General features: G+C 70.2%; 25 protein-coding genes. 7 read left to right on the top strand and 18 right to left on the bottom strand.

Annotated features, from left to right (window positions below):
- Positions 1-29: 29 nt before the first annotated feature.
- The 3 genes from F4559_RS21930 to F4559_RS21920 form a co-directional block, all read right to left on the bottom strand.
- Positions 30-2,369, bottom strand: a complete 2,340-nt coding sequence (locus F4559_RS21930) for a glycoside hydrolase family 65 protein (RefSeq protein ID WP_184671498.1) — start codon at positions 2,367-2,369, stop codon at positions 30-32.
- The gene (locus F4559_RS21925) at positions 2,366-3,082 is read right to left on the bottom strand and encodes an HAD family hydrolase (RefSeq protein WP_184671495.1); all 717 of its coding nucleotides are present in this window, start codon (positions 3,080-3,082) and stop codon (positions 2,366-2,368) included. The genes F4559_RS21930 and F4559_RS21925 overlap by 4 nt, the downstream gene beginning before the upstream one ends.
- A gap of 180 nt (positions 3,083-3,262) precedes the next feature.
- Positions 3,263-3,583: a DUF3140 domain-containing protein gene (locus F4559_RS21920; protein ID WP_184671493.1), complete on the bottom strand. Its 321-nt coding sequence runs from the start codon at positions 3,581-3,583 to the stop codon at positions 3,263-3,265.
- A 186-nt stretch (positions 3,584-3,769) separates the two neighbouring features.
- Here F4559_RS21920 and F4559_RS21915 point away from each other — a divergent pair, with 186 nt between their 5' ends.
- Positions 3,770-4,423, top strand: a complete 654-nt coding sequence (locus tag F4559_RS21915) for a hypothetical protein (RefSeq protein WP_184671491.1) — start codon at positions 3,770-3,772, stop codon at positions 4,421-4,423.
- A 48-nt stretch (positions 4,424-4,471) separates the two neighbouring features.
- On the opposite strand, the gene F4559_RS21910 is transcribed toward F4559_RS21915, so the two are convergent.
- From F4559_RS21910 to F4559_RS21880, 7 genes are all read right to left on the bottom strand, one after another.
- A complete protein-coding gene (locus F4559_RS21910; protein ID WP_184671488.1) occupies positions 4,472-4,837 on the bottom strand; it encodes a hypothetical protein in 366 nt (121 codons plus the stop codon).
- 112 nt (positions 4,838-4,949) lie between these two features.
- On the bottom strand, positions 4,950-5,225 hold the full coding sequence (locus F4559_RS21905) for an immunoglobulin domain-containing protein (protein ID WP_184671486.1): 276 nt from the start codon (positions 5,223-5,225) through the stop codon (positions 4,950-4,952).
- Entirely contained in the window at positions 5,222-5,509 is a 288-nt protein-coding gene (locus tag F4559_RS21900) for a WhiB family transcriptional regulator (RefSeq protein ID WP_184671484.1), read from the bottom strand. Before F4559_RS21900 ends, F4559_RS21905 begins: the two co-directional genes overlap by 4 nt.
- Before the next feature lie 47 nt (positions 5,510-5,556).
- On the bottom strand, positions 5,557-6,354 hold the full coding sequence (locus F4559_RS21895; protein ID WP_184671482.1) for a MerR family transcriptional regulator: 798 nt from the start codon (positions 6,352-6,354) through the stop codon (positions 5,557-5,559).
- Between the two features lie 63 nt (positions 6,355-6,417).
- A complete protein-coding gene (locus tag F4559_RS21890; protein ID WP_312865760.1) occupies positions 6,418-7,410 on the bottom strand; it encodes a C40 family peptidase in 993 nt (330 codons plus the stop codon).
- Positions 7,411-7,526: 116 nt separating this feature from the next.
- Positions 7,527-8,042 carry a DUF305 domain-containing protein gene (locus F4559_RS21885; protein ID WP_184671481.1) on the bottom strand — a complete coding sequence of 172 codons (516 nt, stop codon included), beginning with the start codon at positions 8,040-8,042 and terminating at the stop codon, positions 7,527-7,529.
- 50 nt (positions 8,043-8,092) lie between these two features.
- A complete protein-coding gene (locus tag F4559_RS21880) occupies positions 8,093-8,506 on the bottom strand; it encodes a hypothetical protein (protein WP_184671479.1) in 414 nt (137 codons plus the stop codon).
- Between the two features lie 161 nt (positions 8,507-8,667).
- On the opposite strand from F4559_RS21880, the gene F4559_RS21875 reads away from it, so the two are divergent.
- On the top strand, positions 8,668-9,666 hold the full coding sequence (locus F4559_RS21875) for a LacI family DNA-binding transcriptional regulator (RefSeq protein WP_184671477.1): 999 nt from the start codon (positions 8,668-8,670) through the stop codon (positions 9,664-9,666).
- Positions 9,667-9,759: 93 nt separating this feature from the next.
- Positions 9,760-10,164, top strand: coding sequence for a YciI family protein (locus tag F4559_RS21870; protein ID WP_184671475.1), 405 nt, complete (start codon positions 9,760-9,762; stop codon positions 10,162-10,164).
- Positions 10,165-10,203: 39 nt separating this feature from the next.
- On the opposite strand, the gene F4559_RS21865 is transcribed toward F4559_RS21870, so the two are convergent.
- Together F4559_RS21865 and F4559_RS21860 are read right to left on the bottom strand one after the other, a co-directional pair.
- Complete coding sequence (locus tag F4559_RS21865; RefSeq protein WP_184671473.1) at positions 10,204-10,488, bottom strand: DUF397 domain-containing protein; 285 nt, start codon at positions 10,486-10,488, stop codon at positions 10,204-10,206.
- Positions 10,489-10,511: 23 nt separating this feature from the next.
- A complete protein-coding gene (locus F4559_RS21860; RefSeq protein ID WP_184671470.1) occupies positions 10,512-11,363 on the bottom strand; it encodes a helix-turn-helix domain-containing protein in 852 nt (283 codons plus the stop codon).
- A 145-nt stretch (positions 11,364-11,508) separates the two neighbouring features.
- Between F4559_RS21860 and F4559_RS21855 the strand changes: the two genes are divergently transcribed.
- Together F4559_RS21855 and F4559_RS21850 are read left to right on the top strand one after the other, a co-directional pair.
- Entirely contained in the window at positions 11,509-11,778 is a 270-nt protein-coding gene (locus tag F4559_RS21855; protein ID WP_312865759.1) for an HC3 family zinc finger protein, read from the top strand.
- Positions 11,762-12,703 (top strand): Scr1 family TA system antitoxin-like transcriptional regulator, encoded by a 942-nt coding sequence (locus F4559_RS21850; protein ID WP_184671466.1) that lies wholly within the window; start codon positions 11,762-11,764, stop codon positions 12,701-12,703. The genes F4559_RS21855 and F4559_RS21850 overlap by 17 nt, the downstream gene beginning before the upstream one ends.
- A gap of 7 nt (positions 12,704-12,710) precedes the next feature.
- On the opposite strand, the gene F4559_RS21845 is transcribed toward F4559_RS21850, so the two are convergent.
- The 3 genes from F4559_RS21845 to F4559_RS21835 form a co-directional block, all read right to left on the bottom strand.
- On the bottom strand, positions 12,711-13,298 hold the full coding sequence (locus tag F4559_RS21845) for a TetR family transcriptional regulator (RefSeq protein ID WP_184671464.1): 588 nt from the start codon (positions 13,296-13,298) through the stop codon (positions 12,711-12,713).
- The gene (locus tag F4559_RS21840) at positions 13,295-13,849 is read right to left on the bottom strand and encodes a TetR family transcriptional regulator (RefSeq protein ID WP_184671462.1); all 555 of its coding nucleotides are present in this window, start codon (positions 13,847-13,849) and stop codon (positions 13,295-13,297) included. Before F4559_RS21840 ends, F4559_RS21845 begins: the two co-directional genes overlap by 4 nt.
- A gap of 72 nt (positions 13,850-13,921) precedes the next feature.
- A complete protein-coding gene (locus tag F4559_RS21835) occupies positions 13,922-14,317 on the bottom strand; it encodes a nuclear transport factor 2 family protein (protein ID WP_184671460.1) in 396 nt (131 codons plus the stop codon).
- 125 nt (positions 14,318-14,442) lie between these two features.
- Here F4559_RS21835 and F4559_RS21830 point away from each other — a divergent pair, with 125 nt between their 5' ends.
- Both F4559_RS21830 and F4559_RS21825 read left to right on the top strand, forming a co-directional pair.
- Entirely contained in the window at positions 14,443-15,357 is a 915-nt protein-coding gene (locus F4559_RS21830) for an NsdA family TPR-like regulatory protein (RefSeq protein ID WP_184671458.1), read from the top strand.
- Positions 15,358-15,420: 63 nt separating this feature from the next.
- Entirely contained in the window at positions 15,421-16,206 is a 786-nt protein-coding gene (locus F4559_RS21825; RefSeq protein ID WP_184671456.1) for a DeoR/GlpR family DNA-binding transcription regulator, read from the top strand.
- Between the two features lie 82 nt (positions 16,207-16,288).
- Here F4559_RS21825 and F4559_RS21820 read toward each other — a convergent pair whose 3' ends face one another.
- Genes F4559_RS21820 through F4559_RS21810 form a run of 3 tightly spaced genes read right to left on the bottom strand, consistent with a single transcriptional unit; the run spans position 16,289 to position 19,896 of the window.
- Positions 16,289-17,239, bottom strand: a complete 951-nt coding sequence (locus tag F4559_RS21820; protein WP_184671454.1) for a TolB-like translocation protein — start codon at positions 17,237-17,239, stop codon at positions 16,289-16,291.
- Positions 17,236-18,450 carry an MFS transporter gene (locus tag F4559_RS21815; protein WP_184671452.1) on the bottom strand — a complete coding sequence of 405 codons (1,215 nt, stop codon included), beginning with the start codon at positions 18,448-18,450 and terminating at the stop codon, positions 17,236-17,238. Before F4559_RS21815 ends, F4559_RS21820 begins: the two co-directional genes overlap by 4 nt.
- 60 nt (positions 18,451-18,510) lie before the next feature.
- On the bottom strand, positions 18,511-19,896 hold the full coding sequence (locus tag F4559_RS21810) for a CBM96 family carbohydrate-binding protein (RefSeq protein WP_184671450.1): 1,386 nt from the start codon (positions 19,894-19,896) through the stop codon (positions 18,511-18,513).
- Positions 19,897-19,951 lie beyond the last annotated feature (55 nt).

Genomic DNA, 19,951 nt, shown 5'->3' with positions numbered 1-19,951 from the left:
CGCCCGAAACGTCCCGCACCACAACGGGATCACCCGCCGGGCACCCGCCGACGCGGCACGCGGTGCGTCGGCTGCGAGACCACCGGCGGCGCGGGTGGGTCCGGGATGGACCGGGTCACCGGCACGCCCGGTTCCACGCGTAGCGGTTCGCCGTGGTGGCTGGTCTCCAACGCCGGCCCCGACAGCACCTCGTACGTCGCCGAGTCCGCCGCCACCCGCACCCGGAACCGGGTGCCCCGGTAGGTGAGCCGGAAGGACAACCCGTCCAGCCCCGGCGGCAACCGGGGCGCGAACTCCACTCCGCTGTGGTCGCGCAGACCGCCGAACCCGGCCACGATCCCGGTCCACGCGCCCGCCAACGACGCCATGTGCAGGCCGTTGTGGACGTTGTGGTGCAGGTCGTGCAGATCTGTGAACGCGGCCTCGGACACGTAGTCGTACGCGAGCTGCGCCAACCCGACCTCGGCGGCGAGCACGGCCTGCGTACCCGCCGACAACGAGGAGTCGCGGACCGTGCGCGCTTCGTAGTAGGCGAAGTTCGCGGCTTTCTGCTCGGGCGTGAACGCGTCGCCGCGCAGTTGCATCGCCAGCACCAGGTCGGCCTGCTTCACGACCTGCTTGCGGTACAGGTCGAAGTACGGTCGGTTGAGCAGCAACGGGTAGTCGTCGGGCGAGGTGCCCGCGAAGTCCCACTCCGCGTGCGACGTGAACCCCTCGGCCTGCTCGTGCACGCCGAGCAGGCGGTCGAACGGCACGACCATCCGGTTCGCGGCGGCCCGCCACGCCGAGATCTCGGCGCCGGACACGCCCAGTCGTCCGGCGACCTCGGGATGGCGTTCACAGGCCTGTGCGGCGCTCTCCAGGTTCCGCTGCGCGATCAGGTTGGTGTAGGTGTTGTTGTCCATCACGGCCGAGTACTCGTCCGGGCCGGTGACGCCGTCGATCCGGAACCCGCCGTGCTGGTCGTGGTGGCCCAGCGACGCCCACAGCCGTGCGGTCTGGACGAGCAGTTCCGTGCCGTGGTCGGCCTCGAACTCCCGGTCGTCGGTCGCGGCCACGTACTGCGCGACGGCGTACGCGATGTCGCCGGACACGTGGAACGCGGCCGTGCCGGCGGGCCAGTACGCCGAGCACTCGGCGCCGTCGATCGACCGCCACGGGAACGCGGCACCCCGCTGCCCGAGCACCCCGGCCCGCTCGACGGCTTTGTCCACTGTGGAGTGTCGCCAGCGCAGGGCGTCCCGCGCGGCGTCCGGCACGGTGTAGGTCAGCACGGGCAGCACGAAGATCTCCGTGTCCCAGAACGCGTGCCCGTCGTAGCCCGGCCCGGTCAGACCTTTGCCCGCGATCGCCCGCGACTCGCCGCGCGCACCGGCCTGGAGCAGGTGGAACAGCGCGAACCGCACGGCCTGCTGCAACTCCGGGTCGCCGTCGACGGTGACGTCGGCCGCCGCCCAGAAGTCGTCGAGGAACCGGCGCTGCTCGTCGACCAGCCCGGCGAACCGGGTCTGCCGCGCGCCCGCGACGGCCGCCTCGACCTGCGCGCGCAACGCGGGCACGGACCGCTGCGCCGACCACCCGTAGCCCAGGTACTTGGTGAGCGTGAACCGCCCGCCCGCGCCCACGTCGGCGGCGACCGTGTACCGGGCCAGGTCGCCGTTCGACTCCATGCCGGCGCGCAGGTTGTCGGTCACCTCGATCTCGTGGTCCATCGCCGCGGCCACGCGCAGACCCGAGTTGCGGGCGTGGTGCACGAGCACGGCCTTGGCCTCCGACGCCGCCGAGAAGTCCCCGATCAGCGGCGCGTCCAGCGCGGCGGCCACGCGCGGGTCGCCGACCTCGTGCTCGATCGGCTCGTTGGCCAGCAGGTCGGACTGCACGACCAGTTGCACGTCGTCGAGCGGCTCGACCTCGTAGTGGATCGCGGCGACCGCGCGCTGCGTGAACGACACCAGGCGTTCGCTGCGCACCCGCACCCGGCGTCCGGTCGGGGACTCCCACTCGGTGAACCGGCGCAGCGTGCCCGTGCGGAAGTCCAGTTCGCGGTGGTGCTCGACCGCGCGGCCGTAGCGCATGTCCAGCGGTTCGTCCTCGACCAGCAGGCGGATGACCTTGCCGTCGGTGACGTTGACGATCGTCTGGCCCTCCTCGGGGTAGCCGTAGCCGGATTCGCCGTAGGGCAGGGCGTGCCGCTCGAAGAACCCGTTGAGGTAGGTGCCCGGCAGGCCGCGCGGTTCGCCCTCGTCGAGGGTGCCGCGCAGGCCGATGTGCCCGTTGGACAACGCGAACGTGGACTCGGTGCGGCGCAGGTCGGCGATCGAGAGGCCGTCCCAGCGCAACGTCCACGGGTCCACCAGGTAGCCGGTCACAGGAGGTCCGCCAGGTCCGTGACGACGACGTCCGCGCCGCTGCGGCGCAACGCCTCGGCCTGGCCCGCGCGGTCGACGCCGACGACGTAGCCGAACTTCCCGGCCCGACCCGCTTCCACGCCCGCGAGCGCGTCCTCGAAGACGGCGGCCCGGTCGACCGGCGTGTCGAGCAGCCCGGCGCCGGTGAGGAACGAGTCGGGCGCGGGTTTGCCGCGCAGGTTCCCGCTCGCGATGGTGTTGCCGTCGACGAGCGCCTCGACGTAGGCGGTCAGGCCGGCGGCTTCGAGGACCTTGCCGGCGTTGGCGGAGGACGTGACCACGCCGATGCGCAGACCCTGTGCGCGCACGGCGTCGAGGTAGGCCACGGTGCCGGGGTACGGCGTGACGCCTTCGGTGCGGATGATCGCGTCGATCAGGTCGTTCTTGCGGTTGCCGACGCCCTGCACGGTCTGCGCGTCCGGCGGGTCGTCGGGAGAGCCTTCGGGGAGCGTGATGTCCCGGGCGGCGAGGAACGTGCGGACGCCGTCGTAGCGCGGGCGGCCGTCGACGAAGCGGACGTAGTCCTCCTCGGTGAACGGTGGCTGCCCTTTCGGGGCGAGGAACTCGTCGAAGACCTGCCGCCAGGCGCGGCGGTGCAGCACCGCGGTGCTGGTCAGGACGCCGTCCAGGTCGAACAGGCACGCGGCGGTGGTGTCGGGCAGACCCAGCTTCATGATCGTGGATACCCCCTGTCGAACGCGGGTATCCGACCCTATCGAGGCTCTCCCGCACCTCGCGCGAGTTATACGTTCGGACACCGCGAGTTGTGCGTTCGGACACCGCGAAATGTGCACTCGGGCACCCGGGTTTCGACGCCTCGCGACAGGGATGCCCTGCCGCGACGGCAGGCCGGTCTACACCGGCTTGAGGGGATCGTGGCCGATCGACATCAGGCGGTGGCGCCAGTGGGCCTCGCCGGCGGTCGGCTCCAGGTCTTCGCGGCGTTGGGCGTGCACGCGGTCGACGACCTTGCGCATCACCTTGACGTCCTCGGTCGTGAGGTCGGTGCGGCGTTTGCGCAGGACGCGCAACACCTCCTGCCCGGTCGGGGTGCCCGCGCGGTCGGGCAGTTCCTCGCCGGACTCGCCCGCCGACCGGGTGCGCAGCCAGTCCTCCAGTTCGTGGGAGGTCATGTTCACCACGCGGTGGAACTCGTCCCACAGGCTGTCCGTCATGGGGTGCGGGGTTGCCGTTGCTTCGGCGGTCGAAACAGCGTTGCCGTGCCGACGTGGTGAAGGGGCCGCTGACCTGCGTCGACACGGTTTTCCGAACGGTGTACCCGACTCGCGTCTTCAAAACTGTCGGACCCCGGTGGCACCATCTCGAACGGATGTTCGGACCACGTTCGGAAGGAGCTGGCGATGCGTGTCCGACTCGATCCCCGGCAGTGGCCGGGCCGTGTGGTACCCGAGACGGAAGACGAGATCGACACCGCTGTCGAAGCGGTGTGCCTGCGGGCGAACTGGGCGGACGCCGACCGTACCGCCCTGCGTGCCCTGGTCCGGCCCTGGTTCGAGGCCGGCTGGAGCGTCGACGCCCTGCTGACCGCCGCCGACCGCCGGCCGGACGGTACCCGGCAGGGCAGTCCCAAGACCCACGACCAGGTGGCGCACGACTTCCTCCGTGCGCGTCTGCGTTCGTGGTGGGAGGGGGGCGCGCGGCGGTCGCGCCCCCCGGTCGCGGGCATGACGCTCGGGCAGTGGTGGCGGGTCAACCGGCGCAACGCCCGGTTGAACGAGCCGCGACCCAGGCGGGTGTTGGGCGCTCCCGGCGAGTCGGCGCGTGAGGCGTCGTTGGACCGGGTCCGGGCGAGGTTGCGCGATCCGGTGGAACGGGCGCGTGAGCGGGGGCGGCGGTACACGGAGGTGCTCGACAGCCTGCTGGTGCCGGGGCTGAGTCCGCCGACGTTCGACGATTCCCGCCGGTTGTTGGCCGAGATCCAGGTCAGGGTTCCGCGGCACCCGGTGTGCAGCCGGTGCGGTTGTCGGCCGAACGTGCTGTCGGTCGCGGCCTGAGCGGGGCCCAAGAGGTTCGGGCCCAAGAGGTTCGGTCCGAGGCCGGTGTCAGGAGGTTCGAGAGGGGGATTTCCACAACACGACGAGGTTCAGTGCCGCCCAGCCCAGGGTGACCGCCAGGACCTTGCGACGCACCGCGGCCGTGGGAGCCGCGGCGCCCAGTACTGCCGCGTCTCCGAGATCCATCGCGATCCGAACGGCCAACGCGGCCCGAGTCGGTGTGCCCTCGGGAGCCAGTGCGACGGACAGGCCGGAGACCACGTCGCGCGTGCCGACCGACCGTACCAGCGCGGAGATCGCGGGCGTGGGGCGGGTGGCCAGGCCGGTGGGCTTGGTCAACACCTCGGGACGGACCACCACGGCCGCGCCGTAGGCGGCGGTGGCGAGGCCGATCAGCTTGGCGGGCCAGGTCATGGAGTGCCTCCTGCGGGTCGGTGGTGAGGATGGCCGGGTCGGGGGCGCCGAACACGCGCACCGGGCGGGATTGCAGGGTCGTGCCTCGGTCCGGCGGTGACCGACCGGGAAGTCAGGCCAGGAGGCCGGGGCGGCGTAGGTCGCCGATCGTCCGTTCGTCGTGGATGCGGGCGTGGGTGATCGCGGACTCGGCGGTCGGGCCCAGTTCCGTGCGCAAGGCGGCCACGAGGACGGCTCGCACGCCGCGTCCGCGCGGGTCCGGGGGCAGGGGCTTGGGCCAGTGGTCGCGCAGTACCCGCAGTGCCGTCCGTTCCGCCTCGGGCGGTGGTTGGCAGGTTGCCACTACCGACCACACGAACCTGATCATGCGGTCTTCGATCGTGGTCACGCGGGATGGTGGTTCCGGGAGATCAGCTTCCGCAACTCGCCCTCGCCCAGTCCGCCCCAGACGCCGTACGTCTCCTCCACGGTCAACGCGTGCGCACGGCACTCGCGCAACACCGGGCACTGGCGGCAGATCTGTTTCGCCCGCGCCTCACGCTCCTGGCGCACCGAACCACGTTCGTGCGGCTGGTGGAAGAACAGGGAGCTGTCCCTGCCCCGACACGAACCGCGGAGTTGCCAGTCCCACGACTCGGTGACGGGCACGGGTAGGCGGGACAGTTCGGGCATGGGCGTCACGTCCCTCGGATCGGCGATGTGCCCACCCTAAAATCGGTTCAAAACCGGTTCAACTCCACGATTGTGGTAACCGCCTCGTTCAAGGACGCAGGTTTGCGGGTACCGGTCGGCTCCATCGCCCACCCGGCGCCGCCCAGCAGCACCCGGTGACCCGATCGAAGCAGGTCCGGCAAGGGGACGGCCTCGGCCCGCGTCCGGTCGTGAGCCCAGAGGACGATCACGGGCGGTGTCAACAAATTCACCGTATCGAGTAGTGCCCGCGCCGGGACCCGGGCGCCCAGATTGCGGGTCGCGTGACCTAGTTCGGTCAGGGCGGCGGCCAACGCGTGCAGCGGCAGGCTGTGCTGCTCGTCGGGCGCGCACGCCAGCAGCGCGCATGGACGACCGGTGACCTCGGGCCTCGTGGCCAACGCCGCGAGGATCGCGCCGGACGCCAAGTGCTCGATCTCGACCCCGGCGCCCTGCTCGGCGATCCGCTCGCCCAACGCGGCGAGGAACGGCGCCAGCACGTCCTCCCACGCCGCGACGACCCCGCGTTCGGCGATCAACCGGGCCGCCGTCGAGGTCATCAGCGGCACGTCCAACCGGCTCGCGGCCTCGGCGAACTCCGGGGCGGACAGGACTTCCTTCACGGCCGCGGCGGCGACCGCCGGCGAGACGCCGTCCCGGGTCAGGGCGATCATCCGCCGCAGCCGGGCCACGTCGTCGGCGGAGTAGCGCCGGTGGTTGCCCGCGGACCGGGTGCTCGGTCCCAGGCCGTAGCGGCGGTCCCAGGTGCGCAGGGTCGTGGGCGACACGTCGAGCATGCGCGCGACCGCACCCGGGTTCCACAGCACCGTTGCACCGCCGTTCCAGAAGGTTGCATCGCCTTCGGAACGAAAAGCCTAACGCCGAGTGGATCAGCCCTCGACGCGGCGGATGACGCTGATCGGCCCGATCGAGTCGATGTCCTGGATCTTGACCGGTACACCCTCGGTCGACGCGTGCACCGCGCGGATGCCGTCGATCGCCATGGAGACGTGCGACTGCGACGAGTAGTAGATGATCAGGTCGCCGGCCTTCACCTCGCTGCGTGACACCGACCGCCCGATCGTGGCCTGGCCGTACGTCGTCCGGGGAATCGACACGCCGGCCGAGCGGTACGCCGCCTGCATCAGGCTGGAGCAGTCCCACGAGTCCGGGCCGTTCGAGCCGAACACGTACGGCTTGCCGCGCTGCGCCAGCGCGAACTCCAGCGCCTTGCCCGCCGTGCCGGCCGGGACAGTGATCTTGCCCAGGTCGCCGGAGTCGTTGAGCGCGGCCTTCTCCGACGCGCTCAGCGACCGGTACTGCTCGCGGGCCTCGCCCACCTGCTCGTCCAGCGCGGTCTTGCGCTTGGCGATGTCGTCGACGAGCTTCGTCGCGTCGTTGGTCGCCGTGGTGGCGCGCTCCTGCGCGTCCTCGGCCTGGGCGACGGCCTCGCCGAGCTTGCCGATCGCCTCGGCGTTGGAGCCCGCCAGCACGCCCAACGCGGACGTGCGGTTGAGGAAGTCCTGTTGCGAGTCGCTGACCAGCAACGCCGAGAGCTGGTTGAACCGCGCGCCCTCGAAGGACGCCTCGGTGAGCATGTCGACGTCGCGCTGGAGGACCTTGATCGCCTCGTTGGCCAGGGCGAGGTCGCCGTTGGCCCGGTCCAGCTCGCCCTGCTTGACCTTGAGGTCCTCCTGGGCGCGGAGGTGTTCCTCGTTGAGCTTCTCCGCCTGCGTGCTCAGCTCGTTGTAGCGCTTGAGCGCGTCCGAGGCGTTCGGCGGTACGGGGTCCGCGGCGGCGATCGGCTGGGGCAGGGTGCCGACCATCGCGACCACGGCGGTGGCGGCCAGAGCCGCGCGGACTGTGCGCTGTGCGGGGGACACGATCGCGCATTCCTCCTGTGAGCCGGATGTCACCCAAACGGGTTACGCCCGTCAAGGTCTCGGACAGGTTACGGAACGGGACCCCGTTCGTCTATCAGGGGTCCCGTGCCACTCGATCAGGTGGTTGATTTCAGCAGGTCACGCATCTCTTCGATCTCACGGTGCTGATCCGTGACGATGCGTTGGGCCAGCTCGCGGGCCCCCGGGTGCTTGCCGTCGCGGATCTCGTCGCCGGCCATGGCGACCGCGCCCTCGTGGTGGACGATCATGAGGTCGAGGAACTCCCGGTCGAACGCCGGGCCGGACAGGGAGTCGAGCCGGTCGGTGTCGGCCATGCCCTCGTGTCCGTTGTGGCCGGTGCCGTGCGCGGCGCCCCACTCGTCGAGCCAGCCGGTGAGCATGTCGATCTCCGGCTGCTGCGCCTTTTCGATGCGCTTGGCCAGGTCGACCACGGCCGGGGTGGTGCTGCGGGCCGGGACGAGTTTCGCCATCTCCACGGCACCGGCGTGGTGGGGGATCATGCCGGTCGCGAAGGTGATGTCGGCGTCGTTGTGCGCGTCGCTGCCGCAACCGGCCAACGCGGACAGGGCCAGGGCAGCGGTCGCCGCCCCGACCAGGAACTTCCTGATCATGGTTGTGGTTCTTCCTGAGATTGTTGGGACTGGCCGGAAAACCGGCGTCCTCACAACCTCAGTACGCAGAGTCTTTCGAACAGGGGTGAAACGGAGCGGCGAACGATCGGGGTGGTGGATCGTTCGGTGGTCCGGGTGGCGGGCGAGTGCGCGGCCGGTGCGCGACGGCCGAGCGCGAGCAGGACGAGCAGGGCCGCCAGGATCGCCAGGCAGAGGTGCAGGCCGAGGTGGTCGGCGGGCGCCGCGGGGGAGTGGTGGGACTCCGGTTCGCCGCGGGGAGCCACCTCGGCGACGGGTGGCATGGCGGAAGTGCCGGAGTGGGCTGTGAACGCGGCGGTGGAACCGGCGTGCGTCATGGCGCGAACGTCCTGGCGATGGTCGGTCGCCAGGTGGTGCATGCCGATCAGTGCGAGGACCAGTGCGTACGCGAGCACCCACCACGGCGGTCGGCGGCGGGTGATCATGCCCGTCACGATACCCCTACGGGGTTTGTCGGAGTGAACCGGGTGGGGCCGATCGCCCGTGTTCGGGTCGGCGGGCGGAAGTCCAACCCTTCCGGGTGGAAATGCTGACCCGGATGGGTGATTAGACTCGTTGATCTACAGATGGAGACCAAGGGGGCCCGGTGCCGACGAAGCGACCCACCATCTCGGACATCGCCAAGGCCGCAGGGGTGTCCACCGGTGCGGTCTCGTACGCGCTGAACAACCGGCCCGGCGTCTCCGAACCGACCCGGCGGCGGATCAGGGACATCGCGGACCGGCTCGGGTGGGCGCCGAGTTCCGCCGCGCGGTCGCTGTCGGCCGCGCGGGCGGATGCCATCGGACTTGTCGTGCGGGCCATGGACACCGAGCCCTACTTCCTGCAGTTCCTCGCCGGTGTGCAGGGTGCGCTGGACACCACCGCGCTGGTGCTCCAGGTGACCGACGACCCGCGCGCCGAACTCGCGGCCTACCGCCGGTGGTGGGCCGAACGCCGGGTCGACGGCGTCATCCTCGTCGACCTGCTCGACGACGACCCGCGCCTGGCCCTGGTGCGCGAGCTGGCCATGCCGGCCGTGGCCGTCGGCGACGCGGCCGACCTGCCCGCGATCCGCACCGACGACGCCACCGCCGTGACCGAGGTGCTCGACTACCTGGCCGCGCTGGGCCACCGGCGGGTCGTCCGGGTCGCCGGGCCGACCCGGTTCCGGCACACGACGGTGCGCACGGACGCCTTCGAGAGGGCCGCCGGCCGCTTACGCATCGACGAGGCCCGGGTCGTGCACGCCGACTACACGGCCGAGTCCGCCGCGCGGGCCTGCCGCCGCGTGCTCATGTCCGCCGACCGGCCGACCGCGATGATCCTGGACAACGACGTCATGGCGGTCGCCGCGCTGGGTGTGGCGCAGGAGTTGGGCATCGCCGTGCCCGACGGGTTGTCGCTGGTGGCATGGGACGACTCGCCGCTGTGCGACCTGGTCCGCCCGGCCCTGACGGCGGTGCGCACGCCGATAGCCGAACGCGGGGCGGCGGCGGTCCGGCTGCTGTTGGACCTGGTCGCGGGCGTGCCGCCGCGCACGGTCCGGACCTCGGACCCGGAGCTGGTTCCCCGGTCGACGACCACGCCGCTGCGCTGCGGCTGACGAGCGTGCCGGCGGAGTTCTGTGGCGGTGCAGGTTCTGTGGCGGGGGCGCGGACGCGTCAAGATGGGCGCGACCGAGCACAGGGAGTTCCGGATGGCCAGGTTTCTGCTTCTCATGAACTACGGCGCCACGCTCGACTGCGACATCCCCATGCACGAGTGGGCGCGCGAGGACGTCGACCGCCACATCACGTTCCAGCACGACCTCGGTCGCGAGTTGACCGAGCGCGGCGAGCTGGTCGACGCCCAGGGGGTGGCGGGGCCGGAGGCGGCGAAGATCGTCACGTACAAGGGTGACGGTGCGCCCGTCGTGGACAGCGGGCCGTTCCCCGAGAGACGGGAGTTCCTCGCGGGTTACTGGCTGGTCGACGCCACGCCCGAGCGGGCGTTGGAGATCGCGGCCAAGGCCTCGGCCGCGCCCGGACCCGGTGGCCGGCCGTTGGGGCAGCCCATCGAGGTGCGCGAGATCATGGGTGCGCCCGACACGTCCGAGCTGTGACCGGACGGCCCCCGGCGGTGCCGGGGGCCGTCGTTCGGGTCAGTCGCTCTTCAAGGCGGACAGGAAGCCGGCGAAGGTCGCGGCCGTGAAGCCGAGGACCGGGCCACCGGGGTTCTTCGAGTCGCGGACCAGCAGTTGAGCGGCGCCCTGTGCCACCTCGACGCAGTCGCCGCCGTTGCCGCCGCTGTGACTCGACTTGTGCCAGGCCAGTTCGACACAGGCGCCGCCGTTGCCGGCGCTGTAGCTGGCCTTCTTCCACGCCAGCTCGACACACTGGCCGCCGTTGCCGCCGCTGTGACTCGACTTCTTCCAGGTCAAGGCCATCGTGCGCCCACCCTTCATATGGCTCACAGTTCTCCCGCAACTGTAGCCAGAAGGGCGCTGGTCTTCGTGGGCGAGAATGCGGCACCCACCACGTGGCGGAAAGTCATCTCATACTGGGCGACGTGCGCCGGGTCGTCGAGGGAGTTGGCTGACGTGAGGCTCTCCAGGTAGACGGCGTTACGTACGTTGTCGGGAAAACGCAGCAGAATGAACGGCAGACCCGTCGCAGCGTGCGCCCCGGCGCTGAACGGGATCACCTGGATGGTGACGTTCGACATCGACGCCAGCTTGCGCAGGTAGAGCAACTGGTCCTTCATCACGACCGGCCCGCCGACCATGGTCCGGATGGCGGCCTCGTGCAGGACCACGTGCTGGCGCTGGGGGTCCTCGTCGCGCGTGATGCGGGACAGCCGCGTCTGCCGGGCCTGGATCAGGCGGTCGATCTCCTCGGGCTCGTGGGTCGGGTTCGCCTCGATCAGGGCGCGGGCGTACTCGGGCGTCTGGAACTGCCCCGGGATGATCTCGGCGTGGTAGAGCAAGATCTCCGCCGCGATTTGTTCGAGACTGAAGAACTTGCGGAAGAAATCGGGGAGGACGGCGCCGTAAGGGGTGTGCGGCGCGCGCTTGCGGGCCTCGCGTCCCAGGTCCTCCAGCTCGCGGCGCTCGGTCTTGGTGGCGCTGAAGAAGTCGAGCACGTCCTTCAGCTCGGACGCGCGCACGGCCACGTCGCCGCACTCGACCCGCCTGATCTTCGCGGACGAGCACTCCAGGAGCGCGGCGACGTCGTCGACGGACTTCCCGGCCTTCTCGCGCAGCGCCGTGAGCGCCATACCCAACTGTCGCTTGTGGACGGTCGGATTCGCGCCGTTGGTCATGGATCTGGACCTTCCGGATAGCTCGAATGATGTCGGGTCGAGTGTGCCGCAAGACCGTCGGCTTCGGGTTCACACGATGGTGTACTTCCCAGCCTGCACGTGCAGTCATACCGTGAAGCTTGTGAAATATGGGGGAGGGGTCGAGGTGAAACGGGAGTTCCGTTGGCTGCCCTACGAAGGGCGTCGGCACGCCGTCCGCGCCGTGCTGGTCGCGCACGAGGTGGGCGAGACGCTGTGCGGTGTGCCCCTGGTCGTCCCGGCCACGAGCCCGTACGAGCGCTGGTGCTGGCCGACGTGCCCCGGGTGCGACTCGGCTTGGCGCAGCCACGAAGGAATCCCGGCCTTTCCGCGCGACGGTCGCGCACCGGGCAGGTACACACCGAGGAGGAGGCAGGCGCGTGATCAGCGCACTTGAGGAAGCGAGGGCAAGGCGCGTGGCCGAGGGGTCGAACTTCAAGGCATACGTGACCGCCGGGTATGTCGAGGGGAAGACCATCCGCGCACTCGCCGAAGCCACGGGTCGATCGTACGGCACGGTGCGCACAACCCTTGTGGCAGAAGGGATTCCGTTGCGTCGACGCGGCTACCGGCGGACCGCCGCGATGATGGCGGCGGGCGATGCGCGGGCCCGTCGGGAGGAGCTGTCGAGTGAGCTTCTCCGGGCCCGGCTGGCGCGGGGGATGACCGGCAAGTCCGCGGGATTCCAGGCGGGGATCAGTCAGTCCAAGGTGTCCAAAATGGAGACCGGGCGGTTGCTGCCGAAGGTGGAGGACGTCGAGCGGCTCGCGGACGTGTACGAGGTGGACACCGAGATGCGGGTCCGGCTGATCACGTTGGCCACGCGGGTCGCGCGGGATGCGGAACACCGTCGGGCCGTGCTGCACCGTGGTGTGTCGAGGCAACAGGTCGGCGTGGTCAAGGTGGCGTCCTCGGCGAGCACGATCCGGGTGCTGGGGGTGTCGGGCGTGCCGCGGGTGCTCGTCGAGGACATCAGCCCGCGCAAGCAGGTGATCGCGATCCTGACCGAGGGCGCGCTGCGCGGCTCGCCCGAGGCGTACGAGGACGCGCGGGAGGCGATGGAACGGCACAACGTGGACGTGCGCGTGGTGCCGTTCTACGGCGAGGTGGAGGTGCCCGAGTCCGGGTTCCAGATCTTCGACGCGCGGATGGTCGTCGTCGACCTGCTGGCGGGCAACGTGGTGATCACCGACGAGGACGACGTGAAGGGTCACCTCGAACGGTTCGCCACGCTGTACGCGCACTCGGTCGGCGGGGCCGAGCTGGAGCGCATCCTCGACGAGATCGACGACGAGTGCCGCGACCGGTTCGGGGAGGTGTGAATGGTCTCTATGACTTCAGTGTCAACTGAAAATCGTGCACCTTGTGCCGCCACAGCGAGCGGAGCGGGTAACCCTCCGACCCGGTGACCAAGGACAGGGCCTGGGCGCCGACGATCGCGGACGTGATGCCGTCGGCCTCCTCCCTGGTGTCGAGGCCGGGCGGGATCTCGCCCGCCGCGGCGGCGCGGGTGAGCAGGTCGCGGACCATCACGGCGACGCTGGCGAAGTGCGTGCCGGCGAGCATCTCGTACAGCTCGCTCGTGAACAGCAGGCGCACGCCGACGCGCACCGTGCGGTCGGTGCGCGTCAGGCAGCCCATGCGGTGGGTGACGTCGACCAAGGTGGTCAACGGGCTCACGCCCGTGCCCTCGATCTCGGCGCGCACCTCGTACCAGCGGCGGAAGTGCTCCTCGACGACCGCGGCGGCGAGCGCCTGCTTCGAGGGGAAGTGGCGGTACAGGGCGCCTTTCGTCACTGACACACGGCGGCACACGGCATCGAGTGAGGTGTTGTCGTAACCGTGCCGGTCGAACAGCTCGATCGCGGCCTCGACCAGCCCGGCCCGGGTCCGCGCGCCCTGCGTCAGATCGCTCACGGCGCGACCCACCGGAGGTTCGCGCAGGCGGTGGGCTGGGCGATGCCCGGCAGCCACGAACGCCACGTGCCGAACACGCCCCGGCTGCCGTCCGTGCTCATCGACAGCAGGTGCACCCCCACCAGACCGGCGAGTATTCCTTCGACACACGAATCGACGACCACCTCGTCGCGGAGTTCGCCGTGCGCGGCGGCGGCGTGCAGCAGGTCGCGGACCATCCAGCGCCACAGCGAGACCTGGCGCTCGGCGACGTCCTCGCAAATGGGTGCCTGGAACAGCAGCCGGGCGCGGTCGCGGTGTACCGCGTAGCCCAGATCGACCAGGGCTTGCAGGGGGCTGCCCTTCACCTGCGCCACCTGTTTGGCCCAGACGGTGGCCTGGCGTTCCAGCACGGCGATGGCCAGTTCCTTCTTGGAGCCGAAATGGCCGTACAGCGCGCCTTTCGTGACTCCGGCGAGGTCGCAGACGTCCTCGATGGTCGCCCTCGCGTAGCCGTGGCGCTCGAACGCGGTGGCCGCGGCGGCTAAGAGCCCGTCCCTGGTGGTCGACATCTCGGTGGCATGCTCTCCGGTGCGATGGTGCCCGACAGTCGCCGTCTGCGAGCAAAGCGGTGATACCGCGCGTCACGCGAGTGCCCGAGCCAGCACGAAGGTGTCCGCGTAAACGCGGAACTCGTGGATTAGACCACCACGAAGGCTGATCGACAACGCGAACTCGCAAGAAACCGGCAAGTGGCTGGCGACGACCCGAGCGTGAAGACGTCCCATGAGCACCGCCTCGGGTCGGTGCACGACCAGGCCGCGGGTGGTCACGCCGGTCAGTTCGAGAACCGACTGGAACGCCAGGAAGAACGCCTCGACCTCCCGCCGGTTGCGGACCACGGTCGGCCACGGCGCACCCGGCACGGGAGCCGTCCACCAGCGCAGATCTTCCGAGAAGAGGCGGCTGACGCCGGTGGTGTCCTTGGCGGTCCAGCGGGCGATCAGCCGTTCGACCACCATCGTGACATCGTCGCTCACCTTTTCATGAGTACTCCTCTCCGGTTCGCGGTGTCCGCGCGGGGAACACCCCGGGGTGGTACCCGCGGTGCACGCGTTTGACCCGGCGCACTCTGGGGACCGGCCGGCGACGCGGAGGTACGGCGATGGCGAAGGTCCCGAACCGGGTCGGCGTTGCGGACATCGAACACCTTGAGCGGAGTACGGCATTCCTGCGCGAGTTGGACTACCGGGAGGGCGGTGAGTCCTGTCGGGACCGCGCGTCGGCCGTGTTGGCGTGGTCCGAACAGCTCAGCCGGGCGCGGTGCACGACGACCATCCGGACGCGGCTGTCGGTGGCGTTGGGGGATCTCGCGAACCTCGTCGCGTGGACCTGTTTCGACACCGGCCTCACCGTTGCCGCGCAACGCTATTGGGACCTCGCGTTGGAGTACGGCGCGGACTCGCCGGACCTCGTGGCGAACGTGCACTACCGCGTCGGGCGGATGCGGTTGCACGCCGGCGAGCGGCACTCGGCGCTGCGGGCGTTCGACGCCGGGCTCGCGTCGGCGCTGTCGTCGCACACCGCGGCGATCCTGCAAGCCAACTGCGCGTGGGTACATGCCGGGCTGGGCGACCACGCGTCCGCGATGACGTGCCTGGGCGCCGCGATGTCGGAGTTCTCCAAGACCCGCGGTCCGGTGCCCGGCTGGGCACGGTTCTTCGACGAGACGGACCTGTCCGCGATGACCGGGATGGTGCACTCCGAACTGGCCCGCACGGTGTCGCCGTCGTCGACCGGGCGGGCGATCCAGGCCCTGTCGATCGCGGTGCGCGGGTACGGGCCGGGTGCGACGCGCAGCCGGGTCTTCAGCCTGATCGCGTTGGCGGGCAACCACCTCCGGGAGGGGGACGCGGACGAGGCGCTGCGGTGCGGCACGGCGGCGATGGCGTCGCGGGTGGGGTCGGGACGGGTGCTCGACCGGCTGATCCCGTTGCGCCTTCTGGCGGAACGCAACCGGGGCGACGCCGACGCCCGCGAGCTGGCGACGCGGCTGCGCGAGTTCACGACTCGGGACTGACCTGCTGATTCGCCCTACTGCGACGGTGGGTCGTGCAATATCTTCAGGCTCGGAGGTGGGCCGGTGAATCGGTACGAGCGGTTGAACGCGGTGCTGGAACTCCTCGCCGAGCGCGGCAGGATCGAGGTCGAGGACATCGCCGCGGAGCTGGACGTCTCCGGCGCGACCGTTCGCCGCGATCTGGACCACCTCGCCGGGCAGCACCTGTTGACGCGTACCCGTGGCGGCGCTGTGGCCCATGCGGTCGCTTATGACCTTCCTTTGCGCTATAAGACGGTGCGCCGTTCGGGTGAGAAGCAGCGGATCGGGCGGGCGGCGGCTTCCCGGGTGTCGCGCGGGGAGGTGGTGGGGATGAACGGTGGGACCACCACCACCGAGGTGGCTCGGGCCTTGATGACCAGCGCCGAGGTGGGCGGGGCGGAGGGGGACGGGTTGATCACCGTCGTGACCAACGCGTTGAACATCGCGAACGAGTTGGCGGTTCGGCCGCAGGTGAAGTTGGTGGTGACGGGTGGGGTGGCTCGGCCGCAGTCCTATGAGCTGATGAGTCCGCTGGCCGGGAAGATCTTGAGCGGGTTGAGCTTGGACGTGACGTTTCTCGGGGTGGATGCGATAGATCCGGACGCGGGGGTGTCGGCGCACCACGAGGGGGATGCGGACATCAACCGGCTGTTGGCGGAGCGGGCGCGGCGGGTGATCGTGGTGGCGGACTCGTCGAAGATCGGGGAGCGGGCGTTCGTGTCGATCTGCGCCACGGCGGTGGTGGACGTGTTGGTGACGGACACGGAGGCGCCGCCGGAGGCTGTTCGGCGGTTTCGGGAGCGTGGGGTGGAGGTCGTGCAGGTCTGAACGCGCGAGTCCTCCACTCGGGCACCCCGAAACACGCACTCGGACAGTGCGAAATACCCACTTCGACACCCTCGATCGGGTGTCAGGGCGACGGGGAGTTGGCGTTGGGGATGTAGAGGGTGGGGGTGCCCTCGGGGGTGGCGGGGACCGTCCAGGTGTTGTTCGTGCCGTCCGATTCCTGGAGGGCGTAGGCGACGGTGTCGTCGTCGAGCCAGGCCGGTTGGTCGTCCACCGAGCGGGTCTCGGGTAGTGGGGTGATCGTTTTGGTCTTCAGGTCCATGGTGGAGAGGCGCCAGCCCTGTTGGGGGTCGCCGTTGTTGGCCGCCTTGTAGGCGATGCGGGTGCCGTCGGGGGACAGGGAGGGGCATTCGACGTTGTCGATCAAGGTTCTGATCGTTCTGGCCGCGAAGTCGCCTTCCACCAGGTAGCGGTGGCCGTTGGTGGACATCGTGGCGTAGAAGCGGTTGTCGTCCGCCGTGAAGGTGACGCCCCAGAAGTTGACGTCGGAGGCCTGGTAGGGCTTGTCGTCGACGTACGCGGTGAACTCCTCCAGGGACATGACCGTCGTGCCGGTCTTCGTGTCGAGGATCCCGGTGCTGGTGGAGAAGCCGTTGGCGGCGTAGGAGTGGCCGTCCACGAACAGCGTCCAGCCGATCATCCGGCCGCTGGCCGAGACCCTCGTCCGGTTCGGGAAGCCGGTCAGGGGGATGGTTCGTCGTTCCTTGAGGTCCTTGTCCAGGACGGCCAGCTCTCCGGCTTTCAGTGCGCCCACGGGGCGTAGGCAGGAGATCGTGCCGGCGGCCTCGTAGGCGCGGTCGCAGCGTTGTTCGGTCACGTTCCTCGGGCCGGTGGGGTCGGTGCGGTCCACTGACGACAGGCGGCCGTTGGTGAGGATCTGGACGCGGTCGCCGCCGGTCGACGGGGCGGTGGCCACGTCGTCGGTGTCGGGGGTCGCGGACAGGGCCGTGTAGCCCACCGCGACGCCGCCCAGGAGGACGGCGGCGGTCGCGGTGACGAGGATTCGGGTGTTCATCTGCGGCGTCCCAGCAGGTAGGCGGTGGTGACGAGAGCTGTGGCGACACCGGCGGCGGCCAGGCGGGTGGCGGTTTCCGGGCCGAAGTACTTCCAGGCCAGGCCGAAGAGGACCGACGAGCCCAGGTAGGCCAGGGCCTGTCCGCTTTGGATCAGCGCGATTCCGGTCGTGCGCAGGCGTTCCGGGAGTGCGGGGCCGGCCAGGGCCATGAGTACGCCGTCGGTGGTGGCGTAGAAGGTGCCGTAGAGGGCCAGGACCGCGAGGTGGAGGGGGATTCCGTCGAGCGGGCTGTGGATCAGCAGGTAGGCGGTGGCCAGGGCGACGTAGCCCGCGAGCATGACGGGGAGGCGTCCGATTTTGTCGGCCAGTGCGCCCAGGGGTGCTGCCAGGAGGAGGTAGACGAGGCTGGTGCCCACCGCGAGCAGGGGGAACCAGCCGATGGTGAGGCCCTCGCGTTTTTGCAGCAGCAGGTAGACGAAGCCGTCGCCGATGGTGGCCAGGCCGAGGACGGCGGCGGCGATGACGAGGCGTCGTACGCGTGAGTCGCGGAGTAGGGTGCCGATCTCCTTGACGCGAACGGGTTCCCGGGCGGGCAGGGTCGAGCGGTGGTCGCGGACGAACATCGCCAGGACCACCACACCCATGGCGGCCACGCAGAAGCTCGCGACGAAGACCGCGTCGAACGAGTCCGCCGCGGCGGCCAGGACCGCGAGCGCCACCAAGGGTCCGAGGAAGGCGCCTACGCCGTCCATCGCGCGGTGGACGCCGAAGGCCCGGCCCAGGTCGCCGGACGGGGTGGACAGGGTGATCAGCGCGTCGCGTGGGGCGGTGCGCAGGCCCTTGCCGGCGCGGTCGATCGTGATCGCGGCGCCCAGCAGTGCGGTCGAGGTGCCGGCGATGAGGAGTCCGAGTTTGGCTACGGCGGACAGGGCGTAGCCCGTGCCCGCCACGGCTTTGCGGCGGTCGGTCTTGTCGGCCAGGTAGCCGCCCACCAGGCGCAGCAGCGTCGTCGCGCCGGTGTAGACGCCGTCGATCACGCCGTATGCCGCCGGGCTCAGGCCCAGGCCGACCACCAGGTACAGGGGGAGTACGGCGGTCACCATCTCCGACGACACGTCGGTGATCAGGCTGACGGTGCCGAGGGCGAAGACGTTGCCGCTCAGGCCCTTCCAGCCGAGTTTTCGTGGACGTTCCACAGTGGACAGGTACACGGGCGCCTCCCGGGGTGCCGCACCCGGCCCGCGCGGGCCGGGTGCGGCGGTGTGTGCGGGTCAGTGACAGGCGGTGGTGCCGCTGTCGGAGTAGGACTTGCCCGCCTCGGGGACGAACTGCCAGTCGAAGCTGTTGCTGTGCAGCGTCAGCTTCAGCACGCCGTAGGTGTCGCTGTTGCGTGCCTCGCTGTTGGGCTTGATGGTGCCGAAGCCGTAGTGGCTGGCGCCGCCCATGCCCGCGACGAACGACCGGATGCCCCGGGTGTTGTCGAGGTTGCCGTTGGCGTCCTGCGGCGCGAAGCGCTCGTACTGGTGGTTGTGGCCGAACAGGATCACGTCCGCGTTGTAGTCGTACAGCGCCTGGTAGAGCGGGCGCGTGGACGTGGACGGCGCGTGGTTGGAGCCGGAGGTGTAGAGCGGGTGGTGCCAGTAGGCGGCGGTGCACGGCTTGGTGCTCGCCGCGAGGTCGTTGCGCAGCCACTGCTCCTGCGCGGACCCGGCCGACATGGAGATGTTCGAGTTCAGGGACACGATGTGCCAGTTGCCCAGGTCGAACGAGTAGTAGCCCTGGCCGGACGGACCGGCCTGCGCGCCGAAGTACGAGTAGTAGCCGGTGGCGCCGCTGGTGTTGTAGTCGTGGTTGCCCGGCGACGGACGCGTGCGCGCCTTGTGCCGGCCCCACGTCGGGTCGTAGTAGTTGTTGAACTCGCTGGTGGTGCCGTTGTCGTAGACGTTGTCACCGGTCGTCCACACCGTGCCCGCGATGCCGTCGAGCAGGGCGGCGGTGGCGCTGTCGCCCGAACCGGAGTTCGCGATGTCGCCCGCGCCGACGAACACCGGGTCGCCGCCGGGCTGCTGCGTGGTGGTCGTGGTCGTCGGGGTGGTGCCGGTCGTCACGACGAGCTGCGGCGCGGTGGTGCCGGTCTCGCGCGAGTCGTAGTCGGAACCGTCGCTGTTGGACGACGTGATCGCGACGCTGTAGGTGCCGTTGGCGGTGACCTGCGAGGTCACGTCGATCTCGTACCAGGTGTTGCGCGAGACCGAGCCGAGGGAGCCGAGCGTGGCGCCGTCGATCGCGGGCTGGTTGGCGTAGGTCACGCCGGACTCGGTCCAGGTCGTGTTCGTGGTCAGGCGGAACGTGCCGCCGGCCGGGCTGGACGCGCCCGACACGTCGTCGGTGTGCACGCGGAGCTTGGCGCTGGTCACCGTGCCGGACACGCCGGTGACGGCGAACTTGAGGAAGGTCCGCTTCGTGGGCGAACCGTCCACGCCGAGGCTGCTCGCCGTGCCGAAGTTGGTGCTCGTGGAGCCGCTGTCGACGTAGGTGTCGGCGGTGGCGGGGAAGGTCGTGGAGGCGGCGGAGGCGGAGTACTGCGAGGCGACGACGACGAACGTGGCCGCGGTGACGACGCCGGCGGCGAGGACCGCGACGCTGCGACGTGACATGCGGTGGACCCTTCGTGCGGTGGTGGACAAGGGCGTCGCAGACCGTAAAGAGGGC

The organism is Saccharothrix violaceirubra, assembly GCF_014203755.1.
Classification (GTDB): Bacteria; Actinomycetota; Actinomycetes; order Mycobacteriales; family Pseudonocardiaceae; genus Actinosynnema; species Actinosynnema violaceirubrum.
Note: the sequence above shows the minus strand (reverse complement) of the source record. Positions and strands in the feature narration are given on the sequence as shown.

Excerpts from the sequence above, each read along its gene's own strand:
- F4559_RS21925 (WP_184671495.1), bottom strand. The coding sequence starts at position 3,082 with ATGAAGCTGGGTCTGCCCGACACCACCGCCGCGTGCCTGTTCGACCTG.
- F4559_RS21920 (WP_184671493.1), bottom strand. The coding sequence starts at position 3,583 with ATGACGGACAGCCTGTGGGACGAGTTCCACCGCGTGGTGAACATGACC.
- F4559_RS21915 (WP_184671491.1), top strand. The coding sequence starts at position 3,770 with ATGCGTGTCCGACTCGATCCCCGGCAGTGGCCGGGCCGTGTGGTACCC.
- F4559_RS21910 (WP_184671488.1), bottom strand. The coding sequence starts at position 4,837 with ATGACCTGGCCCGCCAAGCTGATCGGCCTCGCCACCGCCGCCTACGGC.
- F4559_RS21900 (WP_184671484.1), bottom strand. The coding sequence starts at position 5,509 with ATGCCCGAACTGTCCCGCCTACCCGTGCCCGTCACCGAGTCGTGGGAC.
- F4559_RS21885 (WP_184671481.1), bottom strand. The coding sequence starts at position 8,042 with ATGATCAGGAAGTTCCTGGTCGGGGCGGCGACCGCTGCCCTGGCCCTG.
- F4559_RS21880 (WP_184671479.1), bottom strand. The coding sequence starts at position 8,506 with ATGATCACCCGCCGCCGACCGCCGTGGTGGGTGCTCGCGTACGCACTG.
- F4559_RS21870 (WP_184671475.1), top strand. The coding sequence starts at position 9,760 with ATGGCCAGGTTTCTGCTTCTCATGAACTACGGCGCCACGCTCGACTGC.
- F4559_RS21865 (WP_184671473.1), bottom strand. The coding sequence starts at position 10,488 with ATGGCCTTGACCTGGAAGAAGTCGAGTCACAGCGGCGGCAACGGCGGC.
- F4559_RS21860 (WP_184671470.1), bottom strand. The coding sequence starts at position 11,363 with ATGACCAACGGCGCGAATCCGACCGTCCACAAGCGACAGTTGGGTATG.
- F4559_RS21840 (WP_184671462.1), bottom strand. The coding sequence starts at position 13,849 with ATGTCGACCACCAGGGACGGGCTCTTAGCCGCCGCGGCCACCGCGTTC.
- F4559_RS21830 (WP_184671458.1), top strand. The coding sequence starts at position 14,443 with ATGGCGAAGGTCCCGAACCGGGTCGGCGTTGCGGACATCGAACACCTT.
- F4559_RS21820 (WP_184671454.1), bottom strand. The coding sequence starts at position 17,239 with ATGAACACCCGAATCCTCGTCACCGCGACCGCCGCCGTCCTCCTGGGC.
- F4559_RS21810 (WP_184671450.1), bottom strand. The coding sequence starts at position 19,896 with ATGTCACGTCGCAGCGTCGCGGTCCTCGCCGCCGGCGTCGTCACCGCG.